Raw genomic sequence first — 17258 nt, 5'->3', positions numbered from 1 at the left:
CCTCTCTTTGCTATGGTTTCGATAGCTGCACGCCTGGAGAGCCGGGCCGCGGCGGATTCGCTACGGGCCGTCGGTGGTCTCGGGCGGCGGCATTGCCTGCGTCGTCTCTTCGGTCGGATGCGCCCAGCGCCACAGCAGCTCGGCGGCTTCGCCGACGCCCTGTTTCTTGAGCGCGGAGAACAGTTTGACCTCGCCGCCGCCGGCCTGCAGTCGCGTGATGGACAGCACCTTGGCGCCCTCGCTGCGCGTGAGCTTGTCGGCCTTGGTCAGCAGCACGAGGAACTTGAGCCCCTGCTGCACGCGCGGGCGGATCACGTCCAGCAGGATCTCGTCGAGCTCGGTGAGGCCCTGGCGCGGGTCGCACATCAGCACCACGCCGCGCAGGTTCTCTCGCGTGATCAGGTAGTTGCCCATGACCCGCTGCCAGCGCAGCTTGGCCTCCTTGGGCACCGCGGCATAGCCGTAGCCCGGCAGGTCGGCCAGCACGGCGTCGTCCGCCTTCTGCTTGCCGACGCCGAACAGGTTGATGTGCTGCGTGCGGCCCGGCGTCTTGGAGGCAAAAGCCAGTCGCGTCTGCTGCGTCAGGGTGTTGATGGCGGTCGACTTGCCTGCATTCGAGCGGCCGACGAAGGCGATCTCGGGCAGCTCGATCGGCGGCAGATGCTCGAGCTGCGGCGCGCTGGTCAGGAAGTGGGCGGTGTGCAGCCAGCCGAGCGCAATGCGCTCGCGCTCGGCGACGACAGGGTCCACGGCCGGGGTCGCGCGGGAAGGGGGGGCGGCGTGCTTGCGCGACGGGCTGGTCATCAATAGGCTTTCGGTACGAGCCGCCATTGTAGAATCGCGGGGTTTTGCGCCAATAAATCGAGCCCCCGATATGAAGTTGTTTGCCAATTTTCTGCTTGCAGCCCTCATGGGCGTTGCAGCCAGCGCGAGTTTTGCAGCCGAAGAGCCTGCAACTGCCCCTGCAGCGGCGGCCGCCAAGCCAGCCAAGCCCGACCCCGCAAAGGGCGATACGCTGTTCAACGCATCGTCGGCAAACAGCCAGAGTTGCGCGTCGTGCCACAACGCGGACGGCAACTCGGCCATCCCGGCGAACCCGAAGCTGGCGCAACAGCATCCCGAATACATCCTCAAGCAACTGCAGGAATTCAAGTCCGGCAAGCGCAAGAGCCCGATCATGCAGCCGCTGGCCGCGAAGCTTTCCGACCAGGACATGCGCGACATCGCCTGGTTCGTCGGTTCCAAGCAGATCAAGACCGGCTTCTCCAAGGAGAAGGACCTGGTGGCGCTCGGCGAGCGGATCTACCGCGGCGGCATTGCCGATCGCCAGATCCCGGCCTGCGCCGGCTGCCACAGCCCCAACGGCGCCGGCATGCCCGCGCAGTACCCGCGCCTGGGCGGCCAGCATGCCGACTACACCGCGGCGCAGCTGGTGGCGTTCCGCGACAAGGTTCGCCTCAACAGCATCCCGATGAGCGACGTCGCGGCCAAGCTGAACGACCGCGAGATCAAGGCCGTGGCCGATTACATCGCCGGCCTGCGTTGACGCACCGCTGCGCTCAGGGCGCATGCACCGCTTGAACTAACCGCCGATAAAAATCCCAAACAGAGGGCGGGCCGATCCAGCTGGATGGCCCGCCCTTTTGTTTTTCCCGCTTTCCTGCCCTTTTCTTCTTCTTTTCACGTTCGCTGCCCGATGTCTGTCTCCACCCACGGCCTTCGCGTCCATCGCGGCCCGCAAGTGCTTCGCGCTGCGGTGGAACTGCTGTCCTCGATGCGCTTCGCGATCGCGCTGCTCACGGTCATCTGCATCGCATCGATCATCGGCACCGTGCTCAAGCAGCACGAGCCCATCAACAACTACATCAACCAGTTCGGGCCCTTCTGGGCCGAGCTGTTCCGCGCGGCCAAGCTCGATTCGGTGTACAGCGCCTGGTGGTTCCTGCTGATCCTGTTGTTCCTGGTGGTCAGCACCTCGCTGTGCATTGCGCGCAACACGCCGCGCATCCTGGTGGACCTCAAGACCTTCAAGGAAGACATCCGCGCGCAGAGCCTCAAGGCTTTCGGCCAGCGTGCCGAGAGCCGGCTCGACGAGGCGCCCGCGGCCGCTGCCAACCGCATCGGCCAGCTGCTGGTGAGCGGTGGCTGGAAGGTCAAGTTGCAGCAGCGCGACGGTGCCGACGGGCAAACCGGCGCCGGCTGGATGGTGGCCGCGCGCGCGGGCGGCGCCCACAAGCTCGGCTACATCGCGGCCCACAGCGCGATCGTGCTGGTCTGCATCGGCGGCCTGCTCGACGGCGACCTCGTGGTGCGCGCCCAGACCTGGTTCAACGGCAAGAGCGTGTTCACCGGCGGCGGCATGATCGCCGACGTGCCGGCGCAACACCGGCTCTCGCCGCGCAACCCCACCTTCCGCGGCAACATCCTGGTGCCAGAGGGCGGGCAGGGCAGCGTGGCCATCCTGCAACAGTCCGACGGTGTGCTGCTGCAGGAGCTGCCGTTCTCGATCGAGCTCAAGAAATTCATCGTCGACTACTACTCGACCGGCATGCCCAAGCTGTTCGCGAGCGAGGTGGTGCTGCACGACCGTGAAACCGGCGCGCAGGTGCCGGCGCGCATCGAGGTCAACCATCCCGCGAGCTACAAGGGCGTGGAGATCTACCAGTCGAGCTTCGACGACGGGGGCTCGCGCGTGAAGCTCAAGGCCGTGCCGATGGCCGCCGCGGCCAAGCCTTTCGAGGTCGAGGGCGTGATCGGCGGCCCGAGCACCGAGATCACCAACGGCACCGAGAAGCTCACGCTCGAATACGCGGCGCTGCGCGTGATCAACGTCGAAAATTTCGCGGACGGCGGCGCCATGAGCAGCGGCGCCGACGTGCGCAAGGTCGACCTGCGCCACGACATCGAGTCGCGCTTCGGTGCGGCCAACAAGACCAACAAGCCGAAAGTGCTGCGCAACATCGGCCCGAGCATCGGCTACAAGCTGCGCGATGCCGCGGGCCAGGCGCGCGAGTACCAGAACTACATGGTGCCGGTCGACACGGGCGACGGCCAGCCGGTGTTCCTGCTCGGCATGCGCGAGAAGCCCGAGGAGCCTTTCCGTTACCTGCGCGTGCCGGCCGACGAAGAGGGCGCGATGGACGGCTTCGTGCGCATGCGCACCGCGCTGGCCGACGCCGACACCCGCGCCCGCGCGGTCGAGCGCTACATCGCCAAGGCGGCCGATCCGAAGCGGCCCGAAATGGCCGAGCAACTGCGCGTCTCGGCGGCGCGGGCGCTGGCCCTGTTTGCCGGCAGCGAACGCGCCAAGGCCGACGCGAGCACGCGTGGCGGCTGGCAGGCGATTGCCGAATTCATGGAGGCCAACGTGCCCGAGGCCGAGCGCGAGCGCGCCGGCACAGTGCTGGTGCGCATCCTCAACGACGTGCTGTTCGAGGTGCTCAACCTGAGCCGCGAGGGCGCGGGGCTGGCGGCATTGCCGAGCGAACCGAAGTCGCAGGCCTTCCTGACGCAGGCGGTGCTGGCCATCAGCGACGCCCATTTCTATCCGGCACCGGTCGCGATGCTGATGACCGACTTCACCCAGGTGCAGGCAAGCGTCTTCCAGGTGGCGCGCGCGCCCGGCAAGAACGTGGTCTATCTGGGCTGTCTGTTGCTGATCATCGGGATTTTTGCCATGCTGTACGTGCGCGAGCGCCGTCTCTGGGTGTGGCTGACGCCCGGCGAGGGCGCCGGAGACACCGCTGCGACCGCCGCGACCATGGCGTTCTCGGTCAACCGCAAGACCATCGACAGTGATCGCGAGTTCGAGCACCTCAAGCACAAGTTGCTCGCCCTGAAAAAAGAAGAGCCGGCCTCACCATGAACACCACCACCCTCACGCTCCACGAAAGCTGGCTCTCGCGCCGCAGCCTGTTCGACTGGTTGTTCGCGGCGCTGGTCATCGCCGGCGGCCTGTTCGCATTGACGCAATACGCCAGCGCGATGGACAACTACGAGAAGCCCATCCTCGTGGGCGCGATGATTTCCATCATCGCCATCTGCTGGTTCTGGCGGCCGCTGCGCGTGCTGGCGATCGTGGTCGCGGCGGCCTCGCTGCTGGCCATCGTGTCCTACCAGGGCGACCTCGCGCGCGCCGAGACGGTGTTCTGGCTCAAGTACTTCCTGTCGAGCCAGTCGGCCATCCTCTGGATGAGCGTGCTGTTCTTCATGAGCACGCTGTTCTACTGGCTGGGCCTGTTCGGCGGCAAGCAGGGCGATGCGTTCGAAGCCATCGCATCGCGGCTGGCCTGGGCCGCCGTCACGATGGCGCTCATCGGCACCATGGTGCGCTGGTACGAAAGCCACCAGATCGGGCCCGACATCGGCCACATCCCGGTGAGCAACCTGTACGAGGTGTTCGTGCTGTTCTGCTGGCTCACGACCGCGTTCTACCTGTACTACGAAGAGCGCTACCGCACACGGTCGCTCGGCGCCTTCGTCATGCTGGTCGTGAGTGCCGCCGTCGGCTTCCTGCTCTGGTACACGCTGGTGCGCGAAGCCCACGAGATCCAGCCGCTGGTGCCCGCGCTGCAGAGCTGGTGGATGAAAGTGCACGTGCCCGCCAACTTCATCGGCTACGGTACCTTCGCGCTCGCGGCCATGGTGGCCTTCGCCTACCTCGTCAAGGAGCAGGCGAACGAGACACGCTGGTACAAGCTCACGCCGATCTGGCTATTGGGCATGGCGCTGTGCTTCGTGCCCGTGGCCTTCCGCCAGCGCGCACAGGAAGCCGGCGGTAGCTACTGGGTGGTCTATGCGGCCATCTCCGCACTCATCGCCGCGGGCATCCTGTTCGGCCGCAAGCGCATTGCCGCGCGGCTGCCTGCCAACGAGGTGCTCGACGACGTGATGTACAAGTCGATCACGGTCGGCTTCGCCTTCTTCACCATTGCCACGGTGCTCGGTGCACTGTGGGCGGCCGATGCCTGGGGCGGCTACTGGAGCTGGGATCCGAAGGAAACCTGGGCCCTGATCGTCTGGCTCAACTACGCCGCCTGGTTGCACATGCGGCTCGTCAAGGGCCTGCGCGGCACCGTGGCCGCATGGTGGGCCCTGGCAGGGCTGGCCGTGACCACCTTCGCCTTCCTCGGCGTGAACATGTTCCTGAGCGGGTTGCACAGCTACGGCACCCTTTGACGGGCAGACGGCGGCTTTTTAGCGAAGAATGAAACCGCGCGCGCCAAAAGCGCGTAACCGGATCAGGGGAAGTCGCGAACTACCCCGAGCAAACGATTCACGCGAAAGGCCACCACCATGACGTTCCATTCCCGCCCGCAGGGTCGCAGCAGCGGTTTCATCCACCCGGTTGCGAGCGAAATCACGCCGCGCGAAGTCTACGAGCGCCGGCGCGACCTGCTGAAGCTCATGGCCGGCGGTGCCGCAGGTGCTGCGCTCGCGAGTTTCGCGGGCCGCGAGGCCTTTGCCCAGGGCACGGGGCCGCACAAGCTCGCGCTCCTGCCCGGCGCCAAGTCGGCCGTGGCCGGCGCGCAGACGATGGAAAAGCTCACCGACTACAAGGACGCGGCGAGCTACAACAACTTCTACGAGTTCGGCACCGACAAGGGTGATCCGGTCAAGAATGCCGGCACCCTCAAGACGCGCCCCTGGACCGTGGAGGTCGAGGGCCTGGTCAAGAAGCCCGGCAAGTACGGCATCGAAGACCTGCTCAAGCTCAGCGCACAGGAAGAACGCATCTACCGCCTGCGCTGCGTCGAGGGCTGGTCGATGGTCATTCCCTGGGTGGGCTACTCGCTGGCCGAACTCATCAAGCGCGTCGAGCCGCAGGGCAATGCGAAGTTCGTCGAGTTCGTGACGCTCGCCGACCCGAAGACCATGCCCTTCGTCGGCTCGCGCGTGCTCGACTGGCCCTACGTCGAGGGCTTGCGCATGGACGAGGCCATGCATCCGCTCACGCTGCTGGCCTTCGGCATGTACGGCGAGGTGCTGCCGAACCAGAACGGCGCGCCTGTGCGCCTCGTGGTGCCCTGGAAGTACGGCTTCAAGTCGGCCAAGTCGATCGTGAAGATCCGCTTCGTCGAAAAGGAACCGAGCACGGCGTGGAACAAGGCCGCGGCCAACGAATACGGCTTCTATTCCAACGTCAATCCGAACGTCGACCATCCGCGCTGGAGCCAGGCCACCGAGCGCCGGATCGGCGAGGGCGGCGGGCTGGGCGGGTTGTTTGCCAAGCGCCACAAGACGCTCATGTTCAACGGCTACGAGGCCCAGGTCGGGCAGCTTTACGCCGGCATGGACCTGAAGAAGAACTTCTGAATGAGCCTGTGCCGGCCTCCGGGCCCGGCGCGCATCGCCCCATGAACAAGCTGCTCATGCACCCGGCGGCCAAGCCGCTCGTCTTCCTTCTGTGCCTGCTGCCATTCGCCTGGCTGGTCTATGGCGTGGTGGTCGACCAGCTGGGGGCCAATCCCCAGGAGTTCCTGATCCGCGCCACGGGCGACTGGACGCTGCGTTTTCTCTGCATCGTGCTTGCGGTGACGCCGCTGCGGGTGATGGCCAAGCTCAATGCGCTGGCGCGCTTTCGCCGCATGCTCGGGCTGTACGCGTACTTCTACGTCGTGCTGCACCTGCTGTGCTACAGCCTGTTCGATAAGGGCTTCGACTGGGGCGAGATCGCAAGCGACATCATCAAGCGGCCGTTCATCCTCGTGGGGTTCTCGGCCTTCGTGCTGTTGACGCCGCTGGCCGCGACCTCGTTCAACCGCGCCATCAAGGCCATGGGCGCGAAGCGCTGGCAGATGCTGCACAAGCTGGTCTACTTGATCGCCGGCCTCGGCCTGCTGCACTTCTTCTGGATGCGGGCCGGCAAGAACGATTTCGCCGAGGTGTTCGTCTACGCGGGCATCATCGCGGTGCTGCTGGGCTGGCGAGTGTGGCACGCGTTGGGCAAGCGCAAGCCGAAGCCCACCGCGGCGAGCGGTGGCGAGAAGCCGCTGCGCGGCAGCAGCCCCGGCTGACCCGTGCCGGCCGCTCAGCCGTCGATCTGCTGCTCGGTGCGCAGCTGGTCTTCCACCGTTTCGCGGCGGCGTATGAGCCGCGCCTCCTGGCCGCTCACCAGCACTTCGGCCGCCCGGCCGCGGGTGTTGTAGTTGCTGGCCATGCTCATGCAGTAGGCGCCTGCGGACAACACGGCCAGCCGGTCGCCGGCCACCACGTTGAGTGCCCGGTCGCGGCCGATCCAGTCGCCGCTCTCACACACCGGGCCGACCACGTCGTAGGTCGTGCCGTCGCCGGCGCGCGGGCGCAGCGGCACGATCCTCTGGAACGCCTGGTACATCGCGGGCCGCGGCAGGTCGTTCATGGCGGCATCGACGATGCAAAAGTTCTTTTCCTGCCCCGGTTTGATGTAGAGCACCTCGGTCACGCAGACGCCTGCATTGCCGACGAGCGAGCGGCCCGGCTCGATGACCAGCTTGCGCTGGCCGAAGCCGCGCGCATCGAGCTTGGCGAGCAGCTGCTGCCAGAGTGCATCGGCCTTGGGAGGGACTTCGCCGTTGTAGTCGATGCCCAGGCCGCCGCCGAAGTCGAGGTGATGGACCGGCACGCCGGCTGCCTCGATGGCTTCGACCAGGTCGAGCACCCGGTCGCAGGCGTCCAGATACGGCGACGCCTCGGTGATCTGCGAGCCGATGTGGCAGTCGATGCCGACCACCTCGATGCCGGGCAGCCCTGCGGCATGCCGGTAGGCCTCGACCGCGCGGTCGTGTGCGATGCCGAACTTGTTGCCCTTGAGCCCGGTCGAGATGTACGGGTGCGTTTTCGGATCGACGTTGGGATTGATTCGGATGCTGATCGGTGCGCGCTTGGTCTCGGCCAGCGCCACCTCGTTGAGCACGTCGAGCTCTGCCTCGCTCTCGACGTTGAAGCAGGCGATGCCGGCCGTGAGGGCCTGGCGCATTTCGGCGCGGGTCTTGCCGACCCCCGAAAAGATGATCTTCGCGGGATCGGCGCCCACCGCCAGCACGCGCGCCAGTTCACCGCCCGAGACGATATCGAAGCCGCAGCCCGCCTCGGCGAAGACGCGCAGCACGCCGAGCGACGCGTTCGCCTTCATCGCATAGCAGATCAGCGCATCGCGCCCTTCGAAGCCGCGCTGGTAGGCGGCCAGCGCGTCGAGCATCCATTGCTTCGAATAGACGAAGAGCGGGGTTCCGTGTTCGCGGGCCAGCGCGTCGAGGCTCAGGCCTTCGACATGGAGCGCGCCGCCCTGGTCGGCGATGTGCGGATGGCCGGGGAGCGGGGTGCTTGCCGTCATCGCGTCGCTCCATTGCCGACTGGCGCACTGCTTCGCGCAGCGGGTGCAGGCGCCGTCTCGGCGCCGGGCGCGCCGCCGGGGATCAGCAGTTGCGGCAAGGTGGCGCGCTGTGCGGCCGCCGGATCGGTCGGCAGGAACAGCGGTCCACGCTGCCCGCAAGCCGACAGGACCGCGGCGGCAGCCGCGAGGCCGGCGACCATGAGCGCAGCACGGGTGGAGGCGCTCACTAGAATTTGACGAACATTCAACATGACGAAATTGTAATGACCGACTCCGAATACCTGGACCGCGCCGAAGCCGCGCTCGCCGCCATCGAGCAATGCTGCGATCGCATCAACGATGCCACCGACGCCGACGTCGACAACCAGCGGGTCGGCGGCATGATCACGATCTCGTTCAGGAACGGCAGCCAGCTGATCGTCAATCTGCAAAAGCCGCTGCAGGAGATCTGGCTCGCCGCGCGTTCGGGCGGCTATCACTACCGCCACGACGGTAGCGCCTGGGTCGACACCAAGACGGGCGAGGAGTTCTTCGCGAACCTGACGCGCGAAGCAAGCCTGCAGGCCGGGCAGCCACTGGAATTCACGGCCGCCTGACCCGCCGCTTTGCGTCGGATCAGTTCCTGAAGAGGTCGAGGATGCGGTTGCGCTCCTCGGGCGGGGGCGGCGGGGCGACGGGCACGCCGGTCAGGGCCTCCACTGGCGCGGCGACGGGGGTCTCGACGCCGAGGCTCGACACGCCGCGGCCCGGTGCATAGTCGTCGTAGTACCACTCGCCGCCCACGCTCACGACGCCGCTTGGCGGGGACGCCGAGAGTTCGGTGACCGGCACGCCCTTGAGCGCGGTCTGCATGAAGTTGACCCAGATCGGCAGGCTCAGGCCGCCGCCGGTCTCGCGGTCGCCCAGGTTGCGTGGTGTGTCGTAGCCGATCCAAGAGATGGCGGTCATGGTCGGCTGGAAACCCGCGAACCAGGCATCGAGCGAGTCGTTGGTGGTGCCGGTCTTGCCGTAGAGGTCGGGTCGCTTCAACAGGGCTTGCGCCTTGGCGGCAGTGCCCGAGCGTGTCACCGACTGCATCAGCGTGTTCATGATGAACGCATTGCGCTGGGGAATCGCGCGGATCGTCTCGTTGAGCAGCGGCGGCTGCTTCTCGACCAGCACCCGGTCCTTGTGGTCGGTGATGCGGGTCACGAGGTAGGGATTGACGCGGTAGCCGCCGTTGGCGAACACCGAATAGGCGGTGGCCATCTGCATCGGCGTGACCGAGCCGGCACCGAGCGCCATCGGCAGGTAGGCCGGATGCTTCTCCTTGTCGAAGCCGAAGTTGGTGACCCAATCCTGCGCGTAGCGCGTGCCGATCGACTGCAGGATGCGGATCGACACCAGGTTCTTCGACTTCATGAGCGCGGTGCGCATCGACATCGGACCGTCGTAGCCGCCGCCGTAGTTCCTGGGTTCCCAGGGTTGGCCGCCCGTGGTGCCGGCATCGAAGAAGAGAGGCCCGTCGTTGATGACCGTGGACGGCGTGAAGCCCTTTTCGAGGGCTGCCGAATAGATGAACGGCTTGAAGCTCGATCCCGGCTGGCGCCAGGCCTGCGTGACGTGGTTGAACTTGTTCTTGCCGAAATCGAAGCCGCCCACCAGGGCCTTGATGGCGCCGTCGCGCGGGTCCATGGCGATGAAGGCGCCTTCCACTTCGGGCAACTGGGTGATCTCCCAGGTGTCCTTCGGCGTCCTGACCACGCGGATCACCGCGCCGCGACGGATCTTGATGTTTGGCGGAGCCTTGCTGGAAAGCCCTGACTGTGCGGGCTTCAGGCCTTCGCCTGTGATCTGCACCAGGTCGCCGTTGCCGCGCACGGCGGAGATCTCCTTCGGCCCGGCCTGGAGCACCACGGCCCCCCTCACGTCGCCGTTGTCGGGGTGTTCCGCGAGCGCGTCGTCCACGGCCTCGTCGAGTTCCTTCGGGTCGTTGGGCAAGTCGACGAACTTCTCGGGCCCGCGGTAGATCTGGCGCCGCTCATAGTCCATGATGCCCTTGCGCAGCGCCTTGTAGGCTGCGGCCTGGTCGGCGGCCACGAGCGAGGTATAGACCTTGAGGCCGCGCGTGTAGGTACTGTCGCCGTACTGCGCGTACATCAACTGGCGCACCGTCTCGGCCACGAATTCGGCGTGCAGCCGGTCCGGGTTGGACGCGTCGCGCAGGTGGAGTTCTTCCTTCTTGGCCTCGGCCGCCTGCTCGGCCGTGATGAAACCGGCGTCCTGCATCCGGTCGATCACGTAGAACTGCCGCCCGCGGGCGCGCTGCGGATTGTTGACCGGGTTGTTTGCGCCCGGCGCCTTCGGCAGCCCCGCCAGCATGGCGGCCTCTGCAATGGTCAGCGCGTGCAGCGGTTTGCCGAAGTAGGCCTCCGATGCGGCGGCGAAACCATAGGCGCGGTTGCCAAGATAGATCTGGTTCAGGTAGATCTCGAAGATCTGATCCTTGCTCAGCAGGTGCTCGAGCTTGAAGGTGAGCAGCACTTCGTAGATCTTGCGGGTCAGCGTTTTTTCGGAGCTCAGGTACACGTTGCGTGCCACCTGCATCGAGATGGTCGATGCGCCCTGGCTCTTCACCCGGCTCAGGTTGGCAATGGCGGCACGCACCATGCCCTTGTAGTCCACGCCGCCGTGGTCGTAGAAGCGGGTGTCTTCCGCGGCCAGCACTGCGTCCTTCACGAGCTTGGGAATGGCTGCGATCGGGGTTAGATTGCGGCGCTCTTCGCCGAATTCGCCAATCTGGATGCCTTCGGCAGAGAAGACCCGCAGCGGCAGCTTCGGCCGGTAGTCGGACAGTTCCGAGATGTCGGGCAGATTCGGGTAGGCGACCGCGAGGGCGACGGCAACAACGCACAGGATCGCCAGGGCGCCGGCTGCAGCAATGCCGAATCCCCAGGCAAGAAAGCGCAGCAGCCATTTCAGCCAGGCGGGGCGTGCGGGAGAGGGGGTCTTGGCTGCCCCTTTGGGGCGTGGAGTTTCTTGCATGGGGGCCCGGAGAGTCACCGCGCATTATAAAAAGCCGACTACCCGAAAGGGGTTCAACTGTGAGGGAGAGGTTTCCCGCTAAGCCAAAAGTTACCGAATGTCGCTGCCGCGTCAGGTTTTGACAACGAACCGGAGTTTTGCCCGCGCCGCCCGCTTGGATGGCGCTACGCCTGCTGATAGCATGCAACCGAACGCAAATCTTTCCATTAGTTACAAATGCAGGGCTAGAGGGACCTAACTTGGCTTCTTTCGGATCATTGTTTCGCCGGCAAGGCGCTCCCATGCTCGGCCTGGACGTCAGTTCGTCCAGCGTCAAGCTGGTCGAGCTCGGCCGCGAGGCCAGCGGCAAGCTGGTTCTCGAGCGCTGCGCGATCGAACCCCTGGAGCGGGGCTGGATCACCGATGGCAACGTCGAGAAGTTCGACGAAGTGGCCGAAGCCGTGCGCCGCGTCGTGCGCAAGAGCGGCACCCGCACCCGCAACGTCGCCCTGGCGCTGCCGCCCTCGGCGGTCATCACCAAGAAGATCATTCTCCCGGGCGGCATGAGCGAGCAGGAGCTCGAGATCCAGGTCGAGTCCGAAGCCAACCAGTACATCCCCTTTTCGCTCGACGAGGTCAGCCTCGATTTCTGCGTCACCGGCCAAAGCACCGCGTCCGCCGGCGACGTCGAAGTGCTGATCGCCGCCTCGCGCAAGGAGAAGGTCCAGGATCGCGAAGGCCTGGCCGAAGCGGCCGGGCTGAAAGCCGTGATCCTCGACGTCGAGTCCTTCGCTTCCCGCCTTGCAGCCGCCCGCCTGATCGAGCAGTTGCCGAGCAATGGGGTCGATGCGGTCGTGGCGCTCTTCGAAGTGGGCGCCTTCACCACCAGCATGCAGGTGCTGCGCAACCAGGAGGTGCTGTACGACCGCGACCAGGCCTTCGGGGGCGCGCAGCTGACCCAGCTCATCGTTCGCCAGTACGGTTTCTCCGCCGAGGAGGCCGAGGCCAAGAAGCGCAGCGGCGATCTGCCCGACGACTACGGCTCGGGCGTGCTCAAGCCCTTCGTCGAGAGCATCGGCCAGGAAATCGCCCGCGCGCTGCAGTTCTTCTTCACGAGCACGCCGCACAACCGGGTCGACTACGTGCTGCTCGCGGGCGGTTCGGCCTCGTTGCCGGGCCTGGCCAGCGCGGTGACGCGCCAGACCTCGTTCGCCTGCTCGCTCGTGAACCCGTTCGACGGCATGGACATCGGACCCAATGTCCGCGAGAAGAAGGTCCGGCGCGAGGCGCCCTCGTACCTGACCTCTTGCGGCCTGGCCATGCGGAGGTTCGTGCAGTGATCCTCATCAACCTGCTTCCGCACCGCGAGGCCGCACGCAAGCGGCGGCGCGAGGCGTTCTATGGCGCGCTCGGCGCCGCGGCGGTGCTGGGCGTCGTGATCGCCGGCCTCGGCTACCTCTGGTTCGAGGCGCAGATCTCGGCCCAGCAGGACAAGAACAGCTTCCTCAAGGCGGAGATCACCAAGCTCGAGGTCGAGATCAAGGAAATCTCCACGCTGCAGGAAGAAATCGCCGCGCTGCGCGCACGCCAGCAGGCGGTCGAAGACCTCCAGGGCGACCGCAACCTGCCGGTCCACCTGCTCAACGAACTGGTCCGGCAACTGCCCGATGGCGTCTATCTCACGAGCATGAAGCAGGACAACCAGACCGTTACCCTGCAGGGCATGGCACAGTCGAACGAGCGCGTCTCGGAACTGCTGCGCAATCTCGGCAACAACAGCCCCTGGCTCGTCAAGCCCGAACTGATCGAGATCACCTCCGCCACCGTGAGCCTGAGCCAGCGCGACCAGCGCCGTGTGGCGAACTTCACGATGCGCATCGGCCTCAAGCGGCCGACCGACGCGCAGAAGGCGGCCGAGAAGGCGCTGACCGCACCGGGGTCGGCACCGGCGCCGGGCAAGGGGTAGACGAACAATGGCAAGCAATCGCCCCTCCCAGAAACTCGACGTCGGCGCGGCACTGCGCAACTTCGGCGACCAGTTTCGCAACCTGAATCCGAACGACCCCTCGATGTGGCCGCCCGTGCCGCGCTACGCCCTGTGCGTGGCGGTCACGCTGCTGGTGCTCGTCGCGCTGTGGTTCGTGTGGCTCACCAATGCCAACGACGAACTCGAGAGCGAGCGCGCCCGCGAAGTCGCGCTGCGGGCCGACTACAAGAAGAAGGTCGGGCTGGCCGCCAACCTCGACCTGCTCAAGAAGCAGCGCGAGCAGGTACAGCAATACGTGACGCTGCTCGAGAAGCAGCTGCCCAGCAAGGCCGAAATGGACGCCTTGCTGTCCGACATCAATCAGGCCGGCCTGGGCCGCAGCCTCCAGTTCGAGCTGTTCCGCCCGGGCCAGGTCTCGGTGAAGGACTACTACGCGGAGCTGCCGATCGCGGTGCGCGTGACCGGTCGCTACCACGACATCGGCGCCTTCGCCGCCGATATCGCGAGCCTCTCGCGCATCGTCACGCTGAACAACCTGACGGTCACGCCGCAAAAAGAGAAGGACGGCACCCTGACGATGGACGCCACGGCACGTACCTACCGCTACCTCGACGACGAAGAGCGGGCAGCCCAGAAACGCGCCGCTGCGCCGAAGGCGAAGAAGAAATGAGGACGTTTGCGAAATTCCTCTGGCTGCTGATGGCCGCGCTGGGCCTGAGCGCCTGCGCCGACGCCGAGCGCGAAGAGCTGCGGCGCTGGATGGCCGAGCAGCGCGCCCAGGTCAAGCCCAACGTGCCGCCGATCACCGAGCCCAAGAAGTTCACGCCGCAGGCCTACACCGAAGGCGCGGCCTTCGAGCCATTCAACCTGCTGAAGCTGACCCAGGCATTGCGCCGCGAGTCGAACCAGCCGAGCACCTCGGAACTGATCGCGCCGGAGCTGGCGCGCCGCAAGGAGGCGCTCGAAGCCTTCCCGCTCGATGCGATGGCCATGGTGGGCAGCATGAACCGCAACGGCCAGCCCGTGGCGCTGATCCGCGTCGACAAGCTGCTCTACAAGGTGCGGGTCGGCGAATACCTGGGCCTCAACTACGGGCGCATCACCCGAATCAACGAAACCGAAGTGAGCCTGCGGGAGATCGTGCAGGATGCCGCCGGTGAATGGATCGAACGCGCGGCGACACTGCAGCTGCAAGAGAGTGCGAAATGAATCACAAGAAACTAACGTTGGTACAGCGGCTGCGAGTGGCGGGCCTGGGCCTGCTGGCATTTGGCGCGTTCGCGATCGCGCATGCGCAAAACGCTATTGAAGCGGTCACCAGCTCGACGCAGTCCGGTTCGGAGGTGATCCGCATCGATCTCGCCCAGCCGCTCACGGCCGTGCCGACCGGCTTCGCAGTCCAGACGCCGGCGCGCATCGCGCTCGACTTTCCCGGCGTGACAAACGCCATCGGGCGCTCCGCCATCGAGGTGAACCAGGGCAACCTGCGCTCGGTGAACGTGGTCCAGGCGGGCGACCGCAGCCGCGTGGTGCTCAACCTCAAGCAGGCGACTGCCTACAAGGCCGAGATCCAGGGCAAGTCGCTGCTCGTGATCCTCGAGCCTGTGGCGGGCACGGCGCTCGCGTCGTCGACGCCCTCGGTCTTTGCCGAAAACCGCAACCGTGACACCCTGCCGCTGCGCGACGTCGACTTCCGCATGGGCCCCGACAATTCGGGCCGCGTGATCGTCGACCTGGCCAATAACCAGGTCGGCGTCGATGTGCGGCAGCAGGGCAAGAACCTCGTGGTGGAGTTCACCAAGTCGACGCTGCCCGAGGGCCTGCGCCGCCGCCTCGACGTGGCCGACTTCAACACGCCGGTCCAGCTGATCACCTCGCAGCAGTCGGGCGACCGCGTCCGCATGACAATCGAAGCGCGTGGCGACTGGGAGCACAGCGCCTACCAGAGCGAGAACCAGTTCGTGGTCGAGCTTCGCGCGCGCAAGGTCGACCCGACCAAGCTGACGCAGGGCGTGGGCTACAACGGCGAGAAGCTCTCGCTGAACTTCCAGAACATCGAGATCCGTTCGCTGCTGCAGGTGATCGCCGACTTCACGAACTTCAACATAGTGACCTCCGACTCGGTCACCGGCGCCCTGACGCTGCGCCTGAAGGACGTGCCCTGGGATCAGGCGCTCGACATCATCATGCAGGCCAAGAACTTGGGCATGCGCAAGAACGGCACCGTGCTGTGGATCGCGCCCAAGGACGAGATCAATGCCAAGGAAAAGCTCGAGTTCGAGGCCAAGGCCGCGATCGAGAACCTCGAGCCGCTGCGGACCCAGTCGTTCCAGCTCAACTACACCAAGGCGATCGCGATCGCCCAGGGCCTGACCGGCACCGGCGCCTCGGCCGGCGGCGGTGGCGGCTCCGGCTCCACCACCCGCATCCTGAGCCCGCGCGGCAGCGTGATCGCCGAAGCGCGCACCAACCAGCTGTTCGTGTCCGACATTCCGTCGCGGCTCGCGCAGGTCAGCGAACTGATCCAGAAGCTCGACATACCGGTGCGCCAGGTGCTGATCGAGGCCCGGATCGTCGAGGCTTCCGACACCTTCGGCAAATCGCTCGGCGTGCGGCTGGGCGGCGGCATCTCCCGCGAACGCGTCGCGTCGTCCAACGGCAATCCGGCCTTCGGCACCGTCGGCGTGATGCCCGCCACCACCGGCGGCGGCGTCGGCGGCGCAGCAGCCACCTGGACCAACTCCAACTTCATCAACCTGCCCGCAGGCGACGCCGGCGGCACCGGCAATACGCCCGGTGCCTTCGCGATCTCGCTGTTCAACTCGAGCTTGTCGCGCATGTTGAACCTCGAGATCTCGGCGCTCGAAGCCGACGGCAGGGGCAAGCTGGTCTCCAGCCCCCGCGTGATCACCGCCGACCAGACCAAGGCACTGATCGAGCAGGGCGAGGAAATCCCCTACCAGCAGGCAACCTCGAGCGGCGCGACCTCCATCTCATTCCGCAAGGCCGTGCTGAAGCTCGAGGTCACGCCGCAGATCACCCCCGAAGGCAACATCATCCTGACGCTCGACGTCAGCAAGGACGCCCGCGGCGTGAACACCTCGGCAGGTCCGGCTATCAACACCAAGCACGTGCAGACCGAAGTGCTGGTCGAGAACGGCGGCACGGTCGTCATCGGTGGTATCTTCGAACTCACCGAAACCAATGACGAATCGCGCGTGCCGGTGCTGGGTGAAGTGCCCTACCTCGGGGCACTGTTCCGCAAGCGCGAGCGCGTTGCCAACAAGACCGAAATGCTCGTCTTTATCACTCCGAAGATGATTACCGACCGCAACGCCGCGCGCTGACGCGCGAGGTGTAGCAGCCACCGCGTGGCGATCGCATTCGTCGGCTTGCCCGGCGCCGGCAAATCTGCAGTGGGCCGGCGCCTCGGTGCCCGCCTGGACCTTCCGTTCGTCGACACCGACCATGTGATCGAGCAGCGCATCGGCTGCTCCATCCGCGACTACTTCGAGCGCGAGGGCGAAACGGCGTTTCGCGATCTTGAGCAAGCCGTCATCGAGGACTTGGGCGCGCAGCCACACGGCATCCTCGCCACCGGCGGCGGCGCGGTGCTCAGGGAAGCCAACCGCAGGCAGCTGCACGAGCGCTTCCATGTGATCTACCTGCGCTCCTCGCCCGAAGACCTGTTCCGGCGCCTGCGCCACGATGTCAAGCGGCCCCTGCTGCAGGTGGCCGATCCGCTCGGCCGGCTGCGCGAGCTGCACGACGTGCGCGACCCGCTCTACCGCGAGACCGCCCACGACGTGGTCGACACCGGCCGGCCCTCGATCACGATGCTGGTGAACGTCATCGTGATGCAGCTCGAACTGGCCGGCATCGTCTCGACGGGCGCCTACCCCGAAGCGTCGGAGCCCTGAGCCGAACCCGCGCAACGGGCAGGGACGTGGCAGC

General features: G+C 66.2%; 16 protein-coding genes. 12 read left to right on the top strand and 4 right to left on the bottom strand.

Annotated elements, in window-relative coordinates; translation table 11 throughout:
- Positions 1-60: 60 nt before the first annotated feature.
- A complete protein-coding gene (yihA, locus tag AC3A6J_RS22375; RefSeq protein WP_487862197.1) occupies positions 61-804 on the bottom strand; it encodes a ribosome biogenesis GTP-binding protein YihA/YsxC in 744 nt (247 codons plus the stop codon).
- A gap of 70 nt (positions 805-874) precedes the next feature.
- On the opposite strand from yihA, the gene AC3A6J_RS22370 reads away from it, so the two are divergent.
- The 5 genes from AC3A6J_RS22370 (at position 875) to AC3A6J_RS22350 (ending at position 7016) form a co-directional block, all read left to right on the top strand.
- Complete coding sequence (locus tag AC3A6J_RS22370) at positions 875-1546, top strand: c-type cytochrome (RefSeq protein WP_487862196.1); 672 nt, start codon at positions 875-877, stop codon at positions 1544-1546.
- Positions 1547-1696: 150 nt separating this feature from the next.
- Positions 1697-3865 (top strand): cytochrome c biogenesis protein ResB, encoded by a 2169-nt coding sequence (locus AC3A6J_RS22365; RefSeq protein WP_487862195.1) that lies wholly within the window; start codon positions 1697-1699, stop codon positions 3863-3865.
- Positions 3862-5178 (top strand): c-type cytochrome biogenesis protein CcsB, encoded by a 1317-nt coding sequence (ccsB, locus tag AC3A6J_RS22360; RefSeq protein ID WP_487862194.1) that lies wholly within the window; start codon positions 3862-3864, stop codon positions 5176-5178. The genes AC3A6J_RS22365 and ccsB overlap by 4 nt, the downstream gene beginning before the upstream one ends.
- Before the next feature lie 117 nt (positions 5179-5295).
- Entirely contained in the window at positions 5296-6315 is a 1020-nt protein-coding gene (msrP, locus tag AC3A6J_RS22355; protein ID WP_487862193.1) for a protein-methionine-sulfoxide reductase catalytic subunit MsrP, read from the top strand.
- Positions 6316-6356: 41 nt separating this feature from the next.
- On the top strand, positions 6357-7016 hold the full coding sequence (locus AC3A6J_RS22350; protein ID WP_487862192.1) for a protein-methionine-sulfoxide reductase heme-binding subunit MsrQ: 660 nt from the start codon (positions 6357-6359) through the stop codon (positions 7014-7016).
- A 14-nt stretch (positions 7017-7030) separates the two neighbouring features.
- On the opposite strand, the gene lysA is transcribed toward AC3A6J_RS22350, so the two are convergent.
- Complete coding sequence (gene lysA, locus AC3A6J_RS22345; RefSeq protein ID WP_487862191.1) at positions 7031-8314, bottom strand: diaminopimelate decarboxylase; 1284 nt, start codon at positions 8312-8314, stop codon at positions 7031-7033.
- Positions 8311-8565: an LPS translocon maturation chaperone LptM gene (gene lptM / locus AC3A6J_RS22340; RefSeq protein WP_487862190.1), complete on the bottom strand. Its 255-nt coding sequence runs from the start codon at positions 8563-8565 to the stop codon at positions 8311-8313. The genes lysA and lptM overlap by 4 nt, the downstream gene beginning before the upstream one ends.
- Positions 8566-8577: 12 nt before the next feature.
- Between lptM and cyaY the strand changes: the two genes are divergently transcribed.
- A complete protein-coding gene (cyaY, locus tag AC3A6J_RS22335; RefSeq protein WP_487862189.1) occupies positions 8578-8910 on the top strand; it encodes an iron donor protein CyaY in 333 nt (110 codons plus the stop codon).
- A gap of 19 nt (positions 8911-8929) precedes the next feature.
- Here the strand turns inward: cyaY and AC3A6J_RS22330 are convergent, their stop codons facing one another.
- Positions 8930-11338, bottom strand: a complete 2409-nt coding sequence (locus AC3A6J_RS22330; protein ID WP_487862188.1) for a penicillin-binding protein 1A — start codon at positions 11336-11338, stop codon at positions 8930-8932.
- Between the two features lie 239 nt (positions 11339-11577).
- On the opposite strand from AC3A6J_RS22330, the gene AC3A6J_RS22325 reads away from it, so the two are divergent.
- Genes AC3A6J_RS22325 through AC3A6J_RS22300 form a run of 6 tightly spaced genes read left to right on the top strand, consistent with a single transcriptional unit; the run spans position 11578 to position 17224 of the window.
- A complete protein-coding gene (locus AC3A6J_RS22325) occupies positions 11578-12657 on the top strand; it encodes a pilus assembly protein PilM (protein WP_487862187.1) in 1080 nt (359 codons plus the stop codon).
- Positions 12654-13283, top strand: a complete 630-nt coding sequence (locus tag AC3A6J_RS22320; RefSeq protein ID WP_487862186.1) for a PilN domain-containing protein — start codon at positions 12654-12656, stop codon at positions 13281-13283. Before AC3A6J_RS22325 ends, AC3A6J_RS22320 begins: the two co-directional genes overlap by 4 nt.
- A 7-nt stretch (positions 13284-13290) precedes the next feature.
- A complete protein-coding gene (locus tag AC3A6J_RS22315; RefSeq protein ID WP_487862185.1) occupies positions 13291-13974 on the top strand; it encodes a type IV pilus inner membrane component PilO in 684 nt (227 codons plus the stop codon).
- Positions 13971-14513 (top strand): pilus assembly protein PilP, encoded by a 543-nt coding sequence (locus AC3A6J_RS22310; RefSeq protein WP_487862184.1) that lies wholly within the window; start codon positions 13971-13973, stop codon positions 14511-14513. The genes AC3A6J_RS22315 and AC3A6J_RS22310 overlap by 4 nt, the downstream gene beginning before the upstream one ends.
- On the top strand, positions 14510-16651 hold the full coding sequence (locus AC3A6J_RS22305; protein ID WP_487862183.1) for a type IV pilus secretin PilQ: 2142 nt from the start codon (positions 14510-14512) through the stop codon (positions 16649-16651). Before AC3A6J_RS22310 ends, AC3A6J_RS22305 begins: the two co-directional genes overlap by 4 nt.
- Before the next feature lie 24 nt (positions 16652-16675).
- Positions 16676-17224 carry a shikimate kinase gene (locus AC3A6J_RS22300; RefSeq protein ID WP_487862182.1) on the top strand — a complete coding sequence of 183 codons (549 nt, stop codon included), beginning with the start codon at positions 16676-16678 and terminating at the stop codon, positions 17222-17224.
- Positions 17225-17258 lie beyond the last annotated feature (34 nt).

It is taken from the genome of Variovorax sp. Soil_C_39 (genome assembly GCF_057656815.1).
Note: the sequence above shows the minus strand (reverse complement) of the source record. Positions and strands in the feature narration are given on the sequence as shown.

Bases quoted from the DNA above. Each gene is read 5' to 3' on its own strand.
- yihA (WP_487862197.1), bottom strand. From the start codon at position 804: ATGACCAGCCCGTCGCGCAAGCACGCCGCCCCCCCTTCCCGCGCGACC.
- AC3A6J_RS22370 (WP_487862196.1), top strand. From the start codon at position 875: ATGAAGTTGTTTGCCAATTTTCTGCTTGCAGCCCTCATGGGCGTTGCA.
- AC3A6J_RS22365 (WP_487862195.1), top strand. From the start codon at position 1,697: ATGTCTGTCTCCACCCACGGCCTTCGCGTCCATCGCGGCCCGCAAGTG.
- ccsB (WP_487862194.1), top strand. From the start codon at position 3,862: ATGAACACCACCACCCTCACGCTCCACGAAAGCTGGCTCTCGCGCCGC.
- msrP (WP_487862193.1), top strand. From the start codon at position 5,296: ATGACGTTCCATTCCCGCCCGCAGGGTCGCAGCAGCGGTTTCATCCAC.
- AC3A6J_RS22350 (WP_487862192.1), top strand. From the start codon at position 6,357: ATGAACAAGCTGCTCATGCACCCGGCGGCCAAGCCGCTCGTCTTCCTT.
- lysA (WP_487862191.1), bottom strand. From the start codon at position 8,314: ATGACGGCAAGCACCCCGCTCCCCGGCCATCCGCACATCGCCGACCAG.
- lptM (WP_487862190.1), bottom strand. From the start codon at position 8,565: ATGTTGAATGTTCGTCAAATTCTAGTGAGCGCCTCCACCCGTGCTGCG.
- cyaY (WP_487862189.1), top strand. From the start codon at position 8,578: ATGACCGACTCCGAATACCTGGACCGCGCCGAAGCCGCGCTCGCCGCC.
- AC3A6J_RS22330 (WP_487862188.1), bottom strand. From the start codon at position 11,338: ATGCAAGAAACTCCACGCCCCAAAGGGGCAGCCAAGACCCCCTCTCCC.
- AC3A6J_RS22315 (WP_487862185.1), top strand. From the start codon at position 13,291: ATGGCAAGCAATCGCCCCTCCCAGAAACTCGACGTCGGCGCGGCACTG.
- AC3A6J_RS22310 (WP_487862184.1), top strand. From the start codon at position 13,971: ATGAGGACGTTTGCGAAATTCCTCTGGCTGCTGATGGCCGCGCTGGGC.
- AC3A6J_RS22305 (WP_487862183.1), top strand. From the start codon at position 14,510: ATGAATCACAAGAAACTAACGTTGGTACAGCGGCTGCGAGTGGCGGGC.